The sequence below is a fragment of the Pseudomonas rhodesiae genome (assembly GCF_007858255.1).
Taxonomy (GTDB): domain Bacteria; phylum Pseudomonadota; class Gammaproteobacteria; order Pseudomonadales; family Pseudomonadaceae; genus Aquipseudomonas; species Aquipseudomonas rhodesiae.
This window is the reverse complement of sequence record NZ_VFEU01000009.1, coordinates 145,111-160,817: the sequence shown is the minus strand read 5'-3', so window position 1 is coordinate 160,817 and position 15,707 is coordinate 145,111. Positions and strand designations below refer to the sequence as shown.

The following is a 15,707-nucleotide window of genomic DNA, read 5'->3' as shown; positions in this document are numbered from 1 at the left end:
ATATAGCGGTTGGCCACTGCCGGTACAGTGCAACGTTGCCGCAACGGATTACGTGAGCTTGGCCAGCGCCTGCTCGGCCAATTGACGCGTCAGTTCATAGGTGCCGATGTCACGGCCCAGACGCAAGGCCTGGCCTGACCACAGGTTGCTGAAGCCGCCTTCATCCTTGGCTTTGAGCGGCATCAAGGCGCCGCCGGCGCGGGGAAATGCTGGCGCGGCTGGATTCATCGCGCCCAATTCGCGCATGACTCGATTGACGATGCCTCGCGCTGGGCGGCCGGTGAACAGGTTGGTCAAGGCGGTTTCACTGGCCTGGGCGTGGCGCAACGCATAGTGATGGGCCGCGCTCACATTGGCTTCGGGGGTAAACAGATACGCCGTGCCGACCTGCACCGCCGAGGCGCCCAGGGCGAACGCCGCGACGATGCCCCGCGCGTCGCCGATACCGCCCGCGGCGATCACCGGCACGCTGACGGCGTCGACGATCTGCGGCACCAGCGCCATCAGGCCGATCTGAGTGTTGAGGTCATCGCTAAGGAACATGCCCCGGTGACCTCCAGCCTCGATGCCCATGGCGATGATCGCATCGCACCCGTGGGCCTCTAGCCAGAGGGCTTCTTCCACCGTGGTGGCCGACGACAGCACCTTGGCCCCCGTGGCTTTGACCCGATCCAACAAGGCTTTTTCCGGCAGCCCGAAGTGGAAACTGACGACCTCGGGACGGAACGCTTCTACCACCTGACACGCCTCGTCGTTGAACGGCGCACGGTTGGACACCGGCGTCGGCGCCTCGAAATCGGCGCCCAGTTCGCGGTAGAACGGTTGCAGCAGGGCTTTCCAGCGTTGGTCGCGAGCGTCGTCCGGCGCTGGCGGCTGATGGCAGAAGAAGTTCACGTTAATCGGCCGGTTGCTGGCTGCACGGATGACGCTGAGGCTTTCACGCAGCTGCTCGATACTCAGCGCGGCCGCGGGCAACGAGCCCAACGCGCCTGCCTGGTTGGCGGCAATCACCATGGCGGGCGTGGTGCCGACGGCCATGGGCGCCTGGATGATGGGTACCTCGATGCCGAGCAAGTCGAGAATCCGTGTGTCAGGCCAGGTGCTCATGGATGGGTCTCCAGCGAAGGTCAGTGGTTTCGCTGTTTTTAGCAGGGCGTATGTCACGCGGCCAGTCTGTTTTATTCACTGGACGCTGGGGACGTTTCGTGCAGGGCTATCAGCTTTTGCCGTTACGTTCGCGCTCAAGCAATGCCTGCTTGCGCGCAACGCCCCAGCGGTAGCCGGACAGCTCGCCGTCGCTGCGCACCACCCGATGGCAAGGGATTGCCACCGCAAGGCTGTTAGCGCCGCACGCCTGGGCCACGGCACGAAACGACTTGGGGGCGCCGATGCGCTGGGCGATCTGCGCATAACTGGCGGTGCTGCCCACTGGGATATCCCGCAAGGCTTGCCACACACGCTCCTGAAACGCGGTGCCACGCAGGTCCAACGGCAAATCCAGGCCCAGCGCGGGCGCCTCCACAAAGCCGACGACCTGGGCCACCAACCTTTCGAATGGGCCATCGGCGCCCACCAGTTCGGCCTTGGGGAATTGGTCTTGCAGGTCGCGCAGCAGTTGTTCGGGGTCGTCACCCAGCAGGATCGCACAGACGCCTCGACTGCTCTGCGCCACCAAAATCGCCCCCAGCGAGCACTGCCCGACGGCGAACCAAATAGCGTTGTGAGCGCCGCCGGCCTTGTAGTCGCTGGGTTTCATGCCAAGCACCTGATCGGCCGCTTCATAAAAACGACTGTTGGAATTAAAACCGGCGTCGTACAGCGCAGCCGTCACGGAATGCTGGCCCTTGAGCCCGTCGCGCACTTTGCGGGAACGATGGGCATTGGCGTAGCCCTTGGGCGTCAGGCCCGTCACGGCCCTGAAAACGCGATGGAAATGGAACGGGCTCAGACCCGCTCGGTCAGCGAGGGTATTGAGGCTCGGCGCAGTGGCGGCCTGCTCGATATGCCGGCACGCATCGGCCACCAATTGGGCATGGTGGGCGGCCAGTTGTGTCTGGTCGCCGCTCGCGCGTTTGCTGGGGCGATAGCCGGCGGCTTCGGCCTGCGCCGGGGTGTCGAAAAACTCAATATTCTCCGGGCGCGGCAGCCGCGAGGCGCTGCTGGGGCGGCAATAGACACCGGTGGTCTTAACGCCATACACAAACGACCCATCGGCGTTGCTGTCACGGGCCACAATGGCAGCCCAGCGGGGATCTTGTTCGATAGTCATGCTTGGCACTCTTGACGGCTCCCGGGCAGATTAACCGCGCCGAGACCGCCTGACACTCCGAAGCTTGCGGTCAAATCAACCGGCGGTGCGTAGCGTCAGGTTGATGCGTTGCGGGCCCATCACCGGATGCACCCCGTCTTTGATCGGCATCACCCCATGAAAGCGCAGGCGGTCCACACCGCCCCAGACCACCACATCGCCATGGAACAGCGAGACTTTCTGCGGTTTGTCTGCACGGGCATGGCTACCGAACAGGAAGATCGCCGGCAGGCCCAGGGATATTGACACCACGGGCGCTGCGTAATCGCGCTCGTTTTTGTCCTGGTGCAGCGACATCTTGGCCCCGGCCACATAGCGGTTGATCAGGCAGGCGTCGGGGGCGAAGGCGGCGAAACCGGCCTCGGCCGCCGCCTCTACAGCCAATGCCCGCAAGGCTTCGGGCAAGGCGGGCCAAGGCTGTTGGGTGCGCGGGTCGAAGGGGGTGTAGCGATAGCCGGTGGTGTCGGTGGTCCAGCCCAGGTCACCACAACTGCTCAAGGCTGCCGACATGGTAAAGCCACCGGGGGTAACCATTTGGCGAAACGGTGCTTGCGCCAACACGCGGCGCAGTTCTGGCAGAAGACGATCAATCCAAGGCAAGGCATAGCCCCTTAGCACGTAGGACTGTTCGCCGATCTGCTCACGCCCTGCGGGTTGCTGCAAGGCGTGGTCGGCGAACAGGTCCGCAGTGGGGCCGGGCATGGGCTTAGAGCGCCTTGCTCACAGTGATGTCGGTAATTTCATCACTGGCTTCGTGAATTTTCGCCAAGGCTTGCTTGGCTTCTTCCAAGTCGTTGCTGTGCAGGTGGGCAAACTCGAAGCGGCGCTCGCCGTTGAGCTTGTACTTGATCACGTATTTGGTGGTGGCAGTCACGGTTATTTCCTGTGGAAGGGCGGATCAGCTCAGCTTGGAGCTGGTACGACGCACGATACGAATCTTGTGGGACAGCGCAGGTTTGCGGGTCACGCTGATGGCGCGGCGGGTGACCACATCCAGGGTGATGTTCCAGAAACCGGTGCTCGGCGCGGTGATCTTCGCAGGGAATTTGTCGAACGCACCGCCATGGTAAGTGTGGCGGCCGCCGTTTTTGAAGCTGCGAAAGTTCGCGTCGCTCATCAGACGGATATTGCAGGTTTGCGAGCATTCGATGACGACAATATCTCCCTCGTTGAGGTGCTCGCGCTGGTGGATAAATTTCATGGGAGTGTCTCCAGAAGGGCTTTTTCTGAAAAATCAGAATGATACGTAGGTTAAGATGGAGTTTATCAGCCCCAGCGCGTTTATTATCGGCCCGTCTTCAACGGCGTCGACAAATTAAAACAGTTATTTACCGTGTGATCAGGGATAAATCCTACGTGTCCGGGAGAAATTTACCATCCCCGCTGTCGTAGGGTCTTTATCGGAGGTTTTTATATGAAGTGGAGTGTGTTGGTTCTGGCCTTGGCGTTGGGTGGATGTGCTTCGGTTGCAGACATCAAGCAGACCCCGCCAACGTTGGCAGTGATTTCCGGTAAGAAGCCGCAGGAATACGCCGCATGTGTTGTGCAGAAACTCTCCACTACCCGTCGGCCACCGCAGATCGAGCCGCACAAGGAAGGTGTCAGGGTGATCGTGCCGCAGAAGTTCTCGGCCGACCCATCGGCGATTTTTGAAATTGAGGAACGCTCCAGCGGCAGCAGCATCAAGCTCTACGAGAGCATGTCGAATGTGCCGATTCGTCCGGGCGATGTGAAAAAAGCCGGTGAGGACTGCATCTCCGGCTGATCCTTTGAGCCTCATCATCAGACTTCGAATCCGATAAAAGCCTGGCCCTGCCGCTGCAGTGTCAGGCTTTTTTATTCTCGGCGGTAATGTTGTGGAAGCAGGGTCATTGCCCTACGCTTTCTAAGGTTTATGCCGTAAATGCATCAACTCATAACAATAAAAACGGAGTCGTGATGAAAGCTCTGCAACGAGTGCTGATGAGTAGCGCGCTGCTTTTGCTGGTGGATAACGCCCAGGCGCTGGATGGTAAGAAAATTTTTATGGAAGGCGGTGCGCAGCCCGGCGCCATGCCCTGTGTGGCTTGCCATGGTGCGGATGGTTCAGGCATGGCGGCGGCTGGTTTCCCGCGGTTGGCGGGGCTGCCGGCGCCCTATGTACGCAAGCAGCTGGAAGATTTCAAAAGCGGTAGCCGCAGCAGCCCGGTGATGCGCCCGCTGGCAATTGCCCTGACACAAGCGGAGGTGGACGCACTGAGCCAAGCCATCGCCGCGATGCCAGCGCCAGCACCGGCTGCGCTGCACCGCAGCGAAATGCCGACCACAGCCGCGCAGCAACTTGCCTGGCAAGGCGCGTGGGAGCGGCAGATTCCTGCGTGCGTCAGTTGTCACGGTCCGGCCGGCAGCGGCATCGGTGACGCGTTCCCGCCACTGGCCGGCCAGCCTGCGGCTTATCTGGCTGCGCAGTTGAGCGCCTGGCAGAACGGCACTCGCCGCAACGATGCCAATGATCTGATGGGGCACATCGCCAAGTCACTGACCGCCGAGGAAGTCCAGGGTGTGGCTCAGTACTTCGCGTCATTGAACGTGGAGGCTAAGCCATGAAGGCGCATCTGATCACTCCCGCTGTCGGGCTGTTGATGGTCCTGCCAAGCCATGCCGCAACCATCGCCATGGAAGACCAATCCCAGTTAGTACCCCATTCGGTCAAATCGTCAGCCAGCGTGTTCCAGCCACCGGCGGAAAAAGATTTGCCCGACAATGCCTATGGCAAGTTGGTCAGGCAGGGATATGCGTTGTTCGTCGACACCAAACGTCTGGCCCCCAAGTTTGTCGGCAACGGCCTCAACTGCAGCAATTGCCATCTCAATCAGGGCCGCCTGGCCAACTCGGCGCCGTTGTGGGCGGCGTATCCTATGTATCCGGCGTATAGAAAGAAGAACGACAAGGTCAACACCTACGCCGAGCGGTTGCAGGGCTGTTTCCAATTCAGCATGAACGGCGGCACCCCGCCGGCCGCCGACAGCCCGGAAATCACCGCTTTATCGGTATATTCCTATTGGCTGGCCAGTAAAGCGCCGCTGGGCGTCGAGCTGCCGGGGCGCGGGTACCCAGAGGTAGCGCAACCGGCAGAAGGTTACAGCTTGGCTCGGGGCGCACAGGTCTATGGAGAGCAGTGTGCGGTGTGTCATGGGCCGCAAGGCCAAGGGCAAAAGGTAGGCGACGACTACGCGATGCCACCGCTATGGGGTAAGGATTCCTACAACTGGGGCGCGGGCATGCACCGCATCAATACGGCCGCGTCGTTTATCAAACACAATATGCCATTGGGTAAAGGCGGCAGTTTGAGCGACCAGCAGGCCTGGGATGTGGCGGCCTACGTCAACAGCCACGAACGGCCGCAGGATCCGCGCCTGGTGGACGGCTCGGTGGAGAAGACCCGACTGAAGTTCCACGCCAACGACGGCGTCAATTTGTATGGCCAAACCGTAGAGGGCGTGCTGATCGGGCAGGGCATCCGTTAGACTGTCGACCATTCAATGCAAAAATGCCGTGCGAGCCCGGGTTCGCGCGGTATTTGTCTTTTCTGGAAGCCAGTTATGAAACGTGAAGATGTCAGAGCCCGCCATGCCGAGGGTCAGATCTCGGCCACCCATGTCATCCAGAATCCTGCCGACCTCGGCGAGTGGATCGTTTTCTTCAAAAAAAGCGGTGGACGCAGTTTTTTCCTGGTGGACGATCAAGATGAAGTGGAGTCGTTCCAGCGCCTGGACGATCTGATCGAGACCATTCGCGGCCTGGGCATCAAGTTCGCCGACATTCAGCTGTAAGCGCCGACGCTTATTTGCACACCACGACGACGCTGCGGCTTTTGTAGTTGCCAACGTCCTGGCCCAGGGTTTTCTCGCTTTCCTTGAGCGACGGCGTGCCTTCGGTGCCGACAATACGGTAGCCGGTGCCTGCACATGAAGCGTCGGCCTTTTCGTAACAGCTGGCCCAGGAATTGGCTTCGCCGGAACAATCAATGGTCAGGCCTTGTTCGCCGTTTTTCAGGTAGACGTCCGAGGTGGTGGTGCAGCCGGCGAGTGCCAGTGCCGCAGTAAGTGCCAGAATCTTGTTCATAAGTGTTCGTCATTAAGGGTGTAGGAGGGGAGCGCTGACACTGTCGTGGGGCGTTTGCCGAAGATTATAGCGAACTGCCATCTGCGTACAGACAAACACAAAAAAGCCCCATTCTCAGGGGCTTCATAGGTGAAGGCTGACGCTTACTTGCCTTTCGGGCGCTTGCTCGAAGCGTGGCCGGCCTCATCCACGAACACTTCGGCCACTGCGATCGCCTCACGTTCGGTGGCGAAGGTGCCAGCGACGCTGTCGCCGTGGAAGTTGATCAAATGCCAGCCGTCCGCGCGCTGGGTAATCAGGTAGCCGTTCACACCTTTGGGTTCTGACATCTATTAACAATCTCGTGGTCTGGTTCAAGGCCGCAATGATAGCGCCAAATGTCAGGGTTCAGGGCAAGTTAATCCAGGTCAATGTTCCAGCGCGCCAGCGTGATAAAAAGGCTTCAGCAGATTGAAACAATAAGCAGTGGGTATTTTTGCCGAAGTAACGGCAGTGCTGTTTGTAAGATAAGTGGAACTTACGCTGAGATTTTTTCTCTATGATGACATCGCAACGCCAGCAGGACCCATTGTAAGGTGGCTGCGGCCTGATTAGACTGCGCCGAATTCCGTACGCATAGCCCTTTGTAAGGACCCATATGATCAAGAAATGCTTGTTCCCAGCAGCCGGTTACGGCACTCGCTTCTTGCCAGCGACCAAGGCCATGCCCAAAGAGATGCTGCCGGTGGTGAACAAGCCACTGATTCAGTACGGTGTGGAAGAAGCTCTGGATGCCGGTCTGAATGAAATCTCCATTGTGACCGGTCGCGGTAAGCGCGCCCTGGAAGACCACTTCGACATCAGCTACGAGCTGGAAAATCAGATCAAGGGCACCGACAAGGAAAAATACCTGGTCGGCATCCGTAAGCTGCTGGACGAGTGCTCGTTCTCCTACACCCGCCAGACGCAAATGAAAGGCCTCGGCCACGCGATTCTGACTGGTCGCCCGCTGATCGGTGACGAACCGTTCGCCGTGGTACTGGCGGACGACCTGTGCGTAAACCTGGAAGGCGACGGCGTACTGACCCAGATGGTCAAGCTGTACCAGAAATACCGCTGCACCATCGTTGCTGTGATGGAAGTGAACCCGACCGAAACCAACAAGTACGGCGTGATCGCCGGTGATGACATTGGTGATGGCCTGATCCGCGTACGCGACATGGTCGAGAAACCTGCACCGGAAGATGCTCCATCGAACCTGGCGATCATCGGTCGCTACATCCTGACCCCGGACATCTTCAAGTTGATCGAAGAAACCGAGCCAGGCAAGGGCGGTGAGATCCAAATCACCGACGCTCTGTTGAAGCAAGCCAAAGACGGCTGCGTGATTGCCTACAAGTTCAAGGGCCAGCGTTTCGACTGCGGCGGCGCGGAAGGCTACATCGAAGCCACCAACTTCTGCTACGAGCACTTCTACAAGACTGGCAAGGCGTACTGATTCACGCCTGTTCGCCGGTTTTAAGAGAAAGCCACCTTCGGGTGGCTTTTTCGTTTTTCAGCCCCATGTAAGTCGGTATGCTGGTGTCCTGCCGAGGAGAGTGAAATGGCCTACGATTTTGATCTGTATGTAATTGGCGCCGGTTCCGGCGGTGTTCGCGCGGCGCGTTTTGCCGCAGGGTTTGGCGCCAAGGTTGCCGTAGCGGAAAGCCGATATCTAGGCGGCACCTGTGTGAACGTGGGCTGCGTGCCGAAAAAGCTCTTGGTGTACGGCGCGCATTTTGCCGAAGACTTCGAACAGGCCAGCGGCTTTGGCTGGTCCTTGGGCGAGGCGAATTTCGATTGGGCGACGTTGATCGCCAATAAGGATCGCGAGATCAATCGCCTCAATGGTATCTACCGCAACCTGCTGGTCAACAGCGGCGTGACCCTGCACGAAGGGCACGCGCGATTGGTGGACCCGCATCAGGTGGAAATCAATGGTGAGCGTTTTACCGCCAAGCACATCCTGATCGCCACGGGCGGCTGGCCGCAGATTCCGGAGATTCCAGGGCGCGAACATGCCATTGGCTCCAATGAGGCGTTTTTCCTCAAGGAGTTGCCCAAGCGCGTGCTGGTGGTGGGCGGCGGTTATATCGCCGTTGAGTTTGCCGGGATTTTCCATGGCCTGGGCGCTCAGACTAGCTTGCTGTATCGCGGTGATTTGTTCTTGCGCGGCTTTGACGGCTCGGTGCGCAAGCATCTGCAGGAGGAGTTGACTAAACGCGGCTTGGATCTGCAGTTCAACGCCGATATCGAACGCATCGACAAACAAGCCGATGGCAGCCTGAAGGCCACCCTCAAGGATGGCCGTGTGCTGGAGGCGGACTGCGTGTTTTATGCGACTGGCCGGCGTCCGATGCTGGACAACCTGGGCCTGGAAAACACCGGGGTCGCTCTCGACGAGCGTGGCTTCGTGCAGGTCAATGATCAGTACGAAACGACCGAACCTTCAATCCTGGCCATCGGCGATGTGATCGGTCGCGTGCAGCTCACTCCGGTTGCCCTGGCTGAAGGCATGGCCGTAGCGCGTCGCCTATTCAAGCCCGAGCAGTATCACCCAGTGGATTACGCGATGATTCCGACGGCGGTGTTCAGCCTGCCGAATATCGGTACTGTAGGTTTGACAGAGGAGGAGGCGAAGAAAAACGGCCATAACGTTCAGATTTTCGAAAGTCGCTTCCGCCCGATGAAACTGACCCTGACCGACTGCCAGGAAAAGACCCTGATGAAGCTCGTGGTGGATGCCGACACCGACAAGGTGTTGGGCTGCCACATGGTCGGTCCGGACGCGGGCGAAATCGTCCAGGGCCTGGCGATCGCGCTCAAGGCGGGCGCGACCAAGCGGCATTTCGACGAAACCATAGGCGTGCATCCTACGGCGGCGGAAGAATTCGTCACCATGCGCACGCCAGTGGCCGACTGATCAGTCGGAGGGCTTGGCTTCTGGCGCCGTTGCAACGACGGCGGCCAGACGCAAGGCTTCGATACTGGCCTGGGCCTTGAGCAGGTCCAGTTCCAGGGTTTTGTTGGCTTGCTGGTATTCAGTCAGTGCTGCCTGTCGCGACTGACTGTCCACCAGCGCCACGCGCAGACGCTCTTGAAGCAAGGTGCGCTCGCCGTCGATACGGTTGAGCTGTTCGCTGAGCTGGCGGTGCTCGGTCTGATCTTTCTGGAGTTTTTCCTGCAGTGCCGCCAGCTCTTTCGCTGTGACCCGGTGTTCGATCAGCAGCCGCTCATTATCCCGATGCAATTGAGTGATCTCATCCTGACGCACCATGGCGCTTTGCTGGGCCTGGCGTAGCTCTGCCTGAACTTGTTGCAACTGGCCTTCGTGACGCCGCTGTTCCTGCTCGCGCTGTTCCTTGATGGCGCTGCGGTAGTGCTCCAGGGCATCCCGCGCGTGGGTGTGTTTGTCTTCCAGCGAGCGGATCTGCTCATCTTTATCGTTAAGGCGCAACTCGTAATCGCTGCACGCCTGGCTGAGTCCGGCATTGCGGGTCTGCTCGGTTTGCAGGCTGGTGCTGGCGGTTTGCAAGGCTGCGCTTTCTTCCGCCAGGGCAGCGGCTTGAATATCGAATTGCTGCTGAAGCTGCTGACGGGCGTCCTGCAGGGTTTGCAGCTGGGCGTGCAGGGCAGTTTTCTCTTGTTCGAATTGCGCCAAGGCCAGGTCGATCGGCTCCTGAGCCTTGTCTTTGAGACGCTGGGCCAGCCGCGCGACCAGCTCGCTCAGTTCTTCGTCGATGGGCGCCTCGGTGATGGTGACGCGTGATTCGCTCTCATCCAACTCCTTCAAGTAGCGATGAATGGTGGTCTTGGAGCCGGTATTGCCCATCTCGATGCGTACTGCATCGATGCTGGGGTGTTCGCCTCTGGCAATGATCGCCAAGCGTGCCGTTTGAACCACTGCTTTATTGATGCCGCCGCGCGCCATGAGGTCTCCGTCGATTTAGTACTGTGGTACGTAGTATGTAGTTACGTACTCTAACATGGATTATTTCACGTTCAAATTATGAAGTTAACAGATGGGATATTGGCGTATTATCCCGCGTCATGCGTGTCTTCAGCGCAACTGTCCCCGTTTCCAGTACGAATAGGCCCTCCATGAGCGATCTGGATCGATACCTCAACGCCGCCACTCGCGATAACACGCGCCGTAGCTACCGCGCGGCCATTGAACATTTCGAAGTGAGCTGGGGCGGGTTTCTGCCGGCCACCAGCGACAGCGTGGCGCGCTACTTGGTCGCGCACGCGGGTGTGCTGGCGGTCAATACCTTGAAGTTGCGGCTCTCGGCGTTGGCGCAGTGGCATACCAGCCAAGGCTTTCCTGATCCCACCAAGGCGCCGGTGGTGCGTAAGGTGCTCAAGGGCATCCGTGCGGTGCACCCCGCGCGGGAAAAGCAAGCCGAGCCGCTGCAACTCCAACAGTTGGAGCAGGTGGTAGCTTTTCTTGAGCAGGAGGCGCAGCAAGCGAACGAGTCCCAGGACACGGCCCGGCTGCTGCGGGCCACGCGCGACAGGGCGTTGATCCTGCTGGGCTTCTGGCGTGGCTTTCGCAGTGACGAGCTATGCCGCTTGCAAGTGGAGCATGTGCAGGTCACACCGGGGGCCGGAATCAGCTTGTATGTGCCGCGCAGCAAAAGTGATCGCGACAACCTGGGCAAGACCTACCACACCCCGGCTCTGCTGCGCCTGTGCCCAGTGCAGGCCTATGGCGATTGGCTAAGTACGGCGGCATTGGTGCGCGGGCCGGTGTTTCGTGGTATCGACCGCTGGGGCAATGTAGGGGAGAAGGGCTTGCATCCCAACAGCGTCATCCCGCTGCTGCGCCAGGCACTTGAGCGCGCCGGCATCGCGGCCGAGCACTACACCAGCCATTCGCTGCGGCGGGGGTTCGCTACGTGGGCCCATCGCAATGGCTGGGATATGAAGTCATTGATGAGTTATGTCGGCTGGAACGACATGAAATCCGCCATGCGCTATGTTGAAGCGACGCCCTTTCTTGGTATGACGCTGGCTAACCAGCCATTGATTTGAGTTTTCTTCTATTAATAGGGTGACCTGATAGGGAAAACCAATCATCAGCATCAGGTTTGCCAATGAGCCATCTATCGAGAGACTGGGTAGGATTCACCTCATCAACTTCTTAACCCCTGACGGAGAGTCAACGATGCCTATCATCAACAGCCAAGTAAAACCGTTTAAAGCCACTGCGTTCAAAAACGGCAGCTTCGTAGATGTGACCGACGCTGACCTGAAAGGCAAATGGTCTGTGGTGTTCTTCTACCCAGCCGACTTCACCTTCGTTTGCCCAACCGAGCTGGAAGACCTGGCCGACAACTACGCCGAATTCCAGAAACTGGGCGTCGAGATCTACAGCGTGTCCACCGACACCCACTTTGCCCACGCAGCCTGGCACAACACTTCGCCAGCCATCGGCAAAATCCAGTACACCATGATCGGCGACCCGACCCTGACCATCTCCCGCAACTTCGACGTGCTGATCGAAGAAGCTGGCCTGGCAGACCGTGGCACTTTCGTGATCAACCCGGAAGGCCAGATCAAAATCGTTGAACTCAACGACGGCGGTGTTGGCCGTGACGCTTCCGAGCTGCTGCGCAAAATCAAGGCCGCTCAGTACGTTGCCGCTCACCCGGGTGAAGTGTGCCCAGCCAAGTGGAAAGAAGGCGAGGCCACCCTGGCCCCGTCCCTGGACCTGGTCGGCAAGATCTAAGTCTGTGAAGTCTCTAGGGCGGGTTTCCGCACCTGTGAAGTAAGCTGCAACCGCCCTCAAAACGCCCGGGCGAGATTCGCTCGGGCGTTTTTTTTCGACTGTAATAAACCGAATGAACAGGAAATCGCCCGTATGTTGGACGCCAATCTTAAAGCTCAGTTGAAGTCATACCTGGAACGGGTCACACAGCCGATCGAGATCGTCGCCTCCCTCGACGACGGTGCGAAATCCCAGGAAATGCTGGCTCTTTTACAAGACGTAACCAGCCTTACTACGCTGATTACGCTGAAAACCGATGGTGACGATGGGCGTAAGCCGTCGTTCTCCATCAACCGCCCGGGTGCCGAGATCAGCCTGCGTTTTGCCGGTATCCCCATGGGCCATGAATTCACTTCGTTGGTGCTGGCCCTGCTGCAAGTCGGTGGCCACCCGTCGAAGGCCAGTGTCGAAGTTATTGAACAGATCCGCGCCCTCAAAGGCGAGTTCAGCTTCGAGACGTACTTCTCGCTGTCCTGCCAGAACTGCCCGGATGTGGTCCAGGCGCTGAACCTGATGGCAGTGCTCAACCCGAATATCCGCCACGTTGCTATCGACGGTGCGCTGTTTCAGGCTGAAGTCGATGAGCGTCAGATCATGGCGGTGCCCAGCGTTTACCTCAACGGGGTCAACTTTGGCCAGGGCCGTATGGGGCTGGAAGAAATCCTCGCCAAGCTCGACACCAGCGGCGCCGAAAAAGCCGCTGAGAAAATCAGCGCTAAAGACGCCTTTGATGTGCTGGTGGTCGGCGGTGGCCCAGCGGGCTCCTCGGCGGCTATCTATGCTGCGCGTAAAGGCATTCGCACCGGTGTTGCCGCCGAGCGTTTCGGTGGTCAGGTGTTGGACACCATGTCCATCGAAAACTTTATCTCGGTACAGGAAACCGAAGGGCCGAAACTGGCCAGTGCTTTGGAAGCCCATGTGCGTCAGTACGACGTGGACATCATGAACCTGCAGCGCGCCAGCAGCCTGATCCCGGCAAAAAATGCCGGCGAACTGCACGAGATCCGCTTCGAAAGCGGCGCGACCCTCAAGTCCAAGACCGTGATTCTGGCCACCGGTGCACGCTGGCGCGAAATGGGTGTGCCGGGCGAGCAGGAATACAAGGCCAAGGGCGTGTGTTTCTGCCCGCACTGCGACGGCCCGCTGTTCAAGGGCAAGCGTGTGGCAGTGATCGGCGGCGGCAACTCCGGCGTCGAAGCGGCCATCGATCTGGCGGGTATTGTCAGCCACGTTACGCTGCTGGAATTCGACAGCAAGTTGCGCGCCGATGCAGTCCTGCAGCGCAAGCTGTACAGCCTGCCGAATGTGGACGTGATCACCAGTGCGTTGACCAGCGAAGTGAAAGGCGATGGGCAGAAAGTCACCGGCCTGGCGTACAAAGATCGCGACAGCGGCGAGTTCAAGACCCTCGACCTGGAAGGTATCTTCGTACAGATCGGCCTGCTGCCCAACACCGATTGGCTCAAAGGCACGGTGGAGCTGACGCCGCGTGGCGAGATCATCGTCGATGCCCGTGGCGAGACCTCACTGCCTGGCGTGTTTGCCGCCGGCGACGTCACTACTGTGCCGTATAAGCAGATCGTGATCGCCGTGGGCGAGGGCGCCAAGGCTTCCTTGAGCGCATTCGACCACCTGATCCGCACCTCCGCGCCAGCATAAATACAGGCCCGGAAATGCAAAACCCCATGAGCGATCATGGGGTTTTTTTTCGTTTACATCGGTGCGGGTTGAATAATCTCGACCCAGTAACCGTCCGGGTCTTTGATAAATGCCAGGCTTTTCATGCGGCCATCGGTCAGACGTTTCTGGAAGTCACAGCCCAGGGCTTCGAAACGCTCGCAGGCGGCAACGATATCCGGTACCGAGATGCAGATATGGCCAAAACCACGCGGATCAGTGTTGCCGTTATGGTAGGCAAAGTCCGCATCGTTTTCGGTGCCGTGGTTGTGGGTCAGTTCCAGGATGCCGGGAATCGACTTCATCCACTGAGTACGCTCGGCCGCGTCGGCCGGGATCTGGGATTTATCCACCAGCGCCAGGAAGTACAGGCTGAATTCAGCTTCCGGGAAGTCGCGCTTTTCAACCAGGGAGAACCCCAGGACGCGGGTGTAGAAATCCAGCGAGCGGGTGATGTCCTTGACCCGCAGCATGGTGTGGTTGAACACGAAGTTCGTGGTGGCGGTATCAGGCTGGGCGGTGACGCCCGGGAAGGTGTTCAGTTCGTGCAGGCTCATGGGCCCTCCAGAAAAAAAATGGGGCAAACGCGACTCCAGCGTGGAGTGCTCCCTTGGCTTGCGGCAAGCATTTATGCAGCCGGGCCATGATACGCAAGGCCCGTCCGCCGCGCCAAATGAAAAAGCCCGCGTAGGCCTTGCGACTGGCAGGTGGCGGGCCTCACACTTTGCCGCTGGTCCCTGGGGTGTTTTCGCAATGATTGAGTGTCGTAAACCGCTGTTGAGTACTGTATGTGTGCTGTTGACCAGTCAGTGGGTGTTGGCTGGCGAGCCGGAAGTTCATTGGCCCAGCGGCTGGCAAATCGAAGAGCTGGCGCCCGAGGGCGATGCTTCCGTCAGCGCTCAGGCCGTGTCCCGACAGCGAGCGATCAAGAATGACGAGAATGGGCAGACTTTGATGGTCATGGAACTGACCGCTACGCCGATTGAGGCGGGGCATAAAGTTAATCTTCAAGGCGTTCTGCTGGAAATGCGTAAGTCTATTCAAAAAGACTTTGCCCAAGGCGGCTATCAAAGCGTGTGCACCAAGATGCACCCTTCGACATTGAGCCGCCTCGACGCACTGGAAACTACTTGCGTGATCACCGAGAACGGGCGGCATGTGCTATCACAAACATTGGTGGGTGCGGTCGACACTGATAAGGCGTATGTATTTTCATACGCCGGTCAGGCACAAGCCTATGACGCCAGCAAGAATGAAGTCAGTTCGGTGCGTGACAGCCTGAAACTTTAGAGCAATCGCGACGATCGATTTTGAACGAAATGAACTTTTATTTAAGTTCACTTGCGAACCGTTGAATAACAAAAGCCCCGCATGTGCGGGGCTTTTTATTAGTGCGTGTGGATCACTTGCGCAGCCAGGATTCAACGGTTTCCGCGCCGTGCTCTTCTTTCCAGGCTTTGAGGCCACGGTGGTTGCCACCTTTGGTTTCGATCAGTTCGCCGGTATGCGGGTTCTGGTAAACCTTGACCACGCGTGCGCGGCGCTGCTTAGGCGCGGAGGCGACCGCGCTGGCCTTGCTCAGGCTAGGATCCAGGATCGCGATGATATCGCGCAGGCTCTTGCCATAGGTCTTCATCAGCCCTTGGAGTTTTTCTTCGAATTCGATTTCTTTCTTCAAGCTGGCGTCGTTCTTCAAGGACTCCAGCTGGGCCAGCTGCTCTTGAAGGGCTCTTTCTGCTGCGCGAAATTCGGCGAGTTTGGACAAAATAGGTACTCCAATAGTGTAGTTGGCTGATATCAACTGTAAAAAAGCTGCAAGCCAAGCGCTTT

20 protein-coding genes are annotated in these 15,707 nt (G+C 58.8%); 10 read left to right on the top strand and 10 right to left on the bottom strand.

The window, feature by feature from the left end; genetic code table 11:
• Positions 1-48 precede the first annotated feature (48 nt).
• From FIV35_RS15785 to FIV35_RS15770, 5 genes are all read right to left on the bottom strand, one after another.
• Positions 49-1,107, bottom strand: coding sequence for an NAD(P)H-dependent flavin oxidoreductase (locus FIV35_RS15785; RefSeq protein WP_034138042.1), 1,059 nt, complete (start codon positions 1,105-1,107; stop codon positions 49-51).
• A gap of 109 nt (positions 1,108-1,216) precedes the next feature.
• Entirely contained in the window at positions 1,217-2,269 is a 1,053-nt protein-coding gene (ada, locus tag FIV35_RS15780) for a bifunctional DNA-binding transcriptional regulator/O6-methylguanine-DNA methyltransferase Ada (RefSeq protein WP_034138043.1), read from the bottom strand.
• Between the two features lie 75 nt (positions 2,270-2,344).
• Complete coding sequence (gene alkB / locus FIV35_RS15775) at positions 2,345-3,010, bottom strand: DNA oxidative demethylase AlkB (protein ID WP_034138044.1); 666 nt, start codon at positions 3,008-3,010, stop codon at positions 2,345-2,347.
• 4 nt (positions 3,011-3,014) lie between these two features.
• Entirely contained in the window at positions 3,015-3,182 is a 168-nt protein-coding gene (locus FIV35_RS29610) for a hypothetical protein (RefSeq protein ID WP_170245406.1), read from the bottom strand.
• Positions 3,183-3,206: 24 nt separating this feature from the next.
• Positions 3,207-3,509: a DUF1883 domain-containing protein gene (locus FIV35_RS15770; protein WP_003191319.1), complete on the bottom strand. Its 303-nt coding sequence runs from the start codon at positions 3,507-3,509 to the stop codon at positions 3,207-3,209.
• Positions 3,510-3,722: 213 nt separating this feature from the next.
• On the opposite strand from FIV35_RS15770, the gene FIV35_RS15765 reads away from it, so the two are divergent.
• From FIV35_RS15765 to FIV35_RS15750, 4 genes are all read left to right on the top strand, one after another.
• A complete protein-coding gene (locus tag FIV35_RS15765; protein WP_034098008.1) occupies positions 3,723-4,073 on the top strand; it encodes a hypothetical protein in 351 nt (116 codons plus the stop codon).
• A 173-nt stretch (positions 4,074-4,246) separates the two neighbouring features.
• Positions 4,247-4,894, top strand: coding sequence for a c-type cytochrome (locus FIV35_RS15760; RefSeq protein WP_034138045.1), 648 nt, complete (start codon positions 4,247-4,249; stop codon positions 4,892-4,894).
• On the top strand, positions 4,891-5,814 hold the full coding sequence (locus FIV35_RS15755; protein ID WP_034138046.1) for a c-type cytochrome: 924 nt from the start codon (positions 4,891-4,893) through the stop codon (positions 5,812-5,814). The genes FIV35_RS15760 and FIV35_RS15755 overlap by 4 nt, the downstream gene beginning before the upstream one ends.
• A 75-nt stretch (positions 5,815-5,889) precedes the next feature.
• Positions 5,890-6,120 (top strand): hypothetical protein, encoded by a 231-nt coding sequence (locus FIV35_RS15750; protein ID WP_034098003.1) that lies wholly within the window; start codon positions 5,890-5,892, stop codon positions 6,118-6,120.
• A 10-nt stretch (positions 6,121-6,130) separates the two neighbouring features.
• Here FIV35_RS15750 and FIV35_RS15745 read toward each other — a convergent pair whose 3' ends face one another.
• On the bottom strand, positions 6,131-6,412 hold the full coding sequence (locus tag FIV35_RS15745; protein WP_034098001.1) for a hypothetical protein: 282 nt from the start codon (positions 6,410-6,412) through the stop codon (positions 6,131-6,133).
• 143 nt (positions 6,413-6,555) lie between these two features.
• Positions 6,556-6,741 carry a hypothetical protein gene (locus tag FIV35_RS15740; protein ID WP_016969599.1) on the bottom strand — a complete coding sequence of 62 codons (186 nt, stop codon included), beginning with the start codon at positions 6,739-6,741 and terminating at the stop codon, positions 6,556-6,558.
• Positions 6,742-7,049: 308 nt separating this feature from the next.
• Here FIV35_RS15740 and galU point away from each other — a divergent pair, with 308 nt between their 5' ends.
• Positions 7,050-7,889, top strand: coding sequence for a UTP--glucose-1-phosphate uridylyltransferase GalU (gene galU, locus FIV35_RS15735; RefSeq protein ID WP_003173830.1), 840 nt, complete (start codon positions 7,050-7,052; stop codon positions 7,887-7,889).
• 105 nt (positions 7,890-7,994) lie between these two features.
• Positions 7,995-9,353 (top strand): glutathione-disulfide reductase, encoded by a 1,359-nt coding sequence (gorA, locus tag FIV35_RS15730; RefSeq protein ID WP_034138047.1) that lies wholly within the window; start codon positions 7,995-7,997, stop codon positions 9,351-9,353.
• On the opposite strand, the gene FIV35_RS15725 is transcribed toward gorA, so the two are convergent.
• Complete coding sequence (locus FIV35_RS15725) at positions 9,354-10,361, bottom strand: DNA-binding protein (protein ID WP_034138048.1); 1,008 nt, start codon at positions 10,359-10,361, stop codon at positions 9,354-9,356. It lies immediately after the preceding gene.
• A 170-nt stretch (positions 10,362-10,531) separates the two neighbouring features.
• On the opposite strand from FIV35_RS15725, the gene FIV35_RS15720 reads away from it, so the two are divergent.
• The 3 genes from FIV35_RS15720 (at position 10,532) to ahpF (ending at position 13,859) form a co-directional block, all read left to right on the top strand.
• On the top strand, positions 10,532-11,464 hold the full coding sequence (locus FIV35_RS15720; RefSeq protein ID WP_034138049.1) for a site-specific integrase: 933 nt from the start codon (positions 10,532-10,534) through the stop codon (positions 11,462-11,464).
• Positions 11,465-11,597: 133 nt separating this feature from the next.
• Entirely contained in the window at positions 11,598-12,161 is a 564-nt protein-coding gene (gene ahpC / locus FIV35_RS15715) for an alkyl hydroperoxide reductase subunit C (protein ID WP_003191303.1), read from the top strand.
• Between the two features lie 132 nt (positions 12,162-12,293).
• Positions 12,294-13,859: an alkyl hydroperoxide reductase subunit F gene (gene ahpF, locus FIV35_RS15710; protein WP_034097991.1), complete on the top strand. Its 1,566-nt coding sequence runs from the start codon at positions 12,294-12,296 to the stop codon at positions 13,857-13,859.
• Positions 13,860-13,912: 53 nt separating this feature from the next.
• Here ahpF and gloA read toward each other — a convergent pair whose 3' ends face one another.
• The gene (gloA, locus tag FIV35_RS15705) at positions 13,913-14,434 is read right to left on the bottom strand and encodes a lactoylglutathione lyase (RefSeq protein ID WP_034097989.1); all 522 of its coding nucleotides are present in this window, start codon (positions 14,432-14,434) and stop codon (positions 13,913-13,915) included.
• A 196-nt stretch (positions 14,435-14,630) separates the two neighbouring features.
• Between gloA and FIV35_RS15700 the strand changes: the two genes are divergently transcribed.
• Positions 14,631-15,167 (top strand): DUF4946 domain-containing protein, encoded by a 537-nt coding sequence (locus FIV35_RS15700; protein WP_034138050.1) that lies wholly within the window; start codon positions 14,631-14,633, stop codon positions 15,165-15,167.
• Positions 15,168-15,279: 112 nt separating this feature from the next.
• On the opposite strand, the gene FIV35_RS15695 is transcribed toward FIV35_RS15700, so the two are convergent.
• On the bottom strand, positions 15,280-15,642 hold the full coding sequence (locus FIV35_RS15695) for a histone-like nucleoid-structuring protein, MvaT/MvaU family (protein WP_034097985.1): 363 nt from the start codon (positions 15,640-15,642) through the stop codon (positions 15,280-15,282).
• Positions 15,643-15,707 lie beyond the last annotated feature (65 nt).

Bases quoted from the DNA above. Each gene is read 5' to 3' on its own strand.
- FIV35_RS15785 (WP_034138042.1), bottom strand. From the start codon at position 1,107: ATGAGCACCTGGCCTGACACACGGATTCTCGACTTGCTCGGCATCGAG.
- ada (WP_034138043.1), bottom strand. From the start codon at position 2,269: ATGACTATCGAACAAGATCCCCGCTGGGCTGCCATTGTGGCCCGTGAC.
- alkB (WP_034138044.1), bottom strand. From the start codon at position 3,010: ATGCCCGGCCCCACTGCGGACCTGTTCGCCGACCACGCCTTGCAGCAA.
- FIV35_RS15770 (WP_003191319.1), bottom strand. From the start codon at position 3,509: ATGAAATTTATCCACCAGCGCGAGCACCTCAACGAGGGAGATATTGTC.
- FIV35_RS15765 (WP_034098008.1), top strand. From the start codon at position 3,723: ATGAAGTGGAGTGTGTTGGTTCTGGCCTTGGCGTTGGGTGGATGTGCT.
- FIV35_RS15760 (WP_034138045.1), top strand. From the start codon at position 4,247: ATGAAAGCTCTGCAACGAGTGCTGATGAGTAGCGCGCTGCTTTTGCTG.
- FIV35_RS15755 (WP_034138046.1), top strand. From the start codon at position 4,891: ATGAAGGCGCATCTGATCACTCCCGCTGTCGGGCTGTTGATGGTCCTG.
- FIV35_RS15750 (WP_034098003.1), top strand. From the start codon at position 5,890: ATGAAACGTGAAGATGTCAGAGCCCGCCATGCCGAGGGTCAGATCTCG.
- FIV35_RS15745 (WP_034098001.1), bottom strand. From the start codon at position 6,412: ATGAACAAGATTCTGGCACTTACTGCGGCACTGGCACTCGCCGGCTGC.
- FIV35_RS15740 (WP_016969599.1), bottom strand. From the start codon at position 6,741: ATGTCAGAACCCAAAGGTGTGAACGGCTACCTGATTACCCAGCGCGCG.
- galU (WP_003173830.1), top strand. From the start codon at position 7,050: ATGATCAAGAAATGCTTGTTCCCAGCAGCCGGTTACGGCACTCGCTTC.
- gorA (WP_034138047.1), top strand. From the start codon at position 7,995: ATGGCCTACGATTTTGATCTGTATGTAATTGGCGCCGGTTCCGGCGGT.
- FIV35_RS15725 (WP_034138048.1), bottom strand. From the start codon at position 10,361: ATGGCGCGCGGCGGCATCAATAAAGCAGTGGTTCAAACGGCACGCTTG.
- FIV35_RS15720 (WP_034138049.1), top strand. From the start codon at position 10,532: ATGAGCGATCTGGATCGATACCTCAACGCCGCCACTCGCGATAACACG.
- ahpC (WP_003191303.1), top strand. From the start codon at position 11,598: ATGCCTATCATCAACAGCCAAGTAAAACCGTTTAAAGCCACTGCGTTC.
- ahpF (WP_034097991.1), top strand. From the start codon at position 12,294: ATGTTGGACGCCAATCTTAAAGCTCAGTTGAAGTCATACCTGGAACGG.
- gloA (WP_034097989.1), bottom strand. From the start codon at position 14,434: ATGAGCCTGCACGAACTGAACACCTTCCCGGGCGTCACCGCCCAGCCT.
- FIV35_RS15700 (WP_034138050.1), top strand. From the start codon at position 14,631: ATGATTGAGTGTCGTAAACCGCTGTTGAGTACTGTATGTGTGCTGTTG.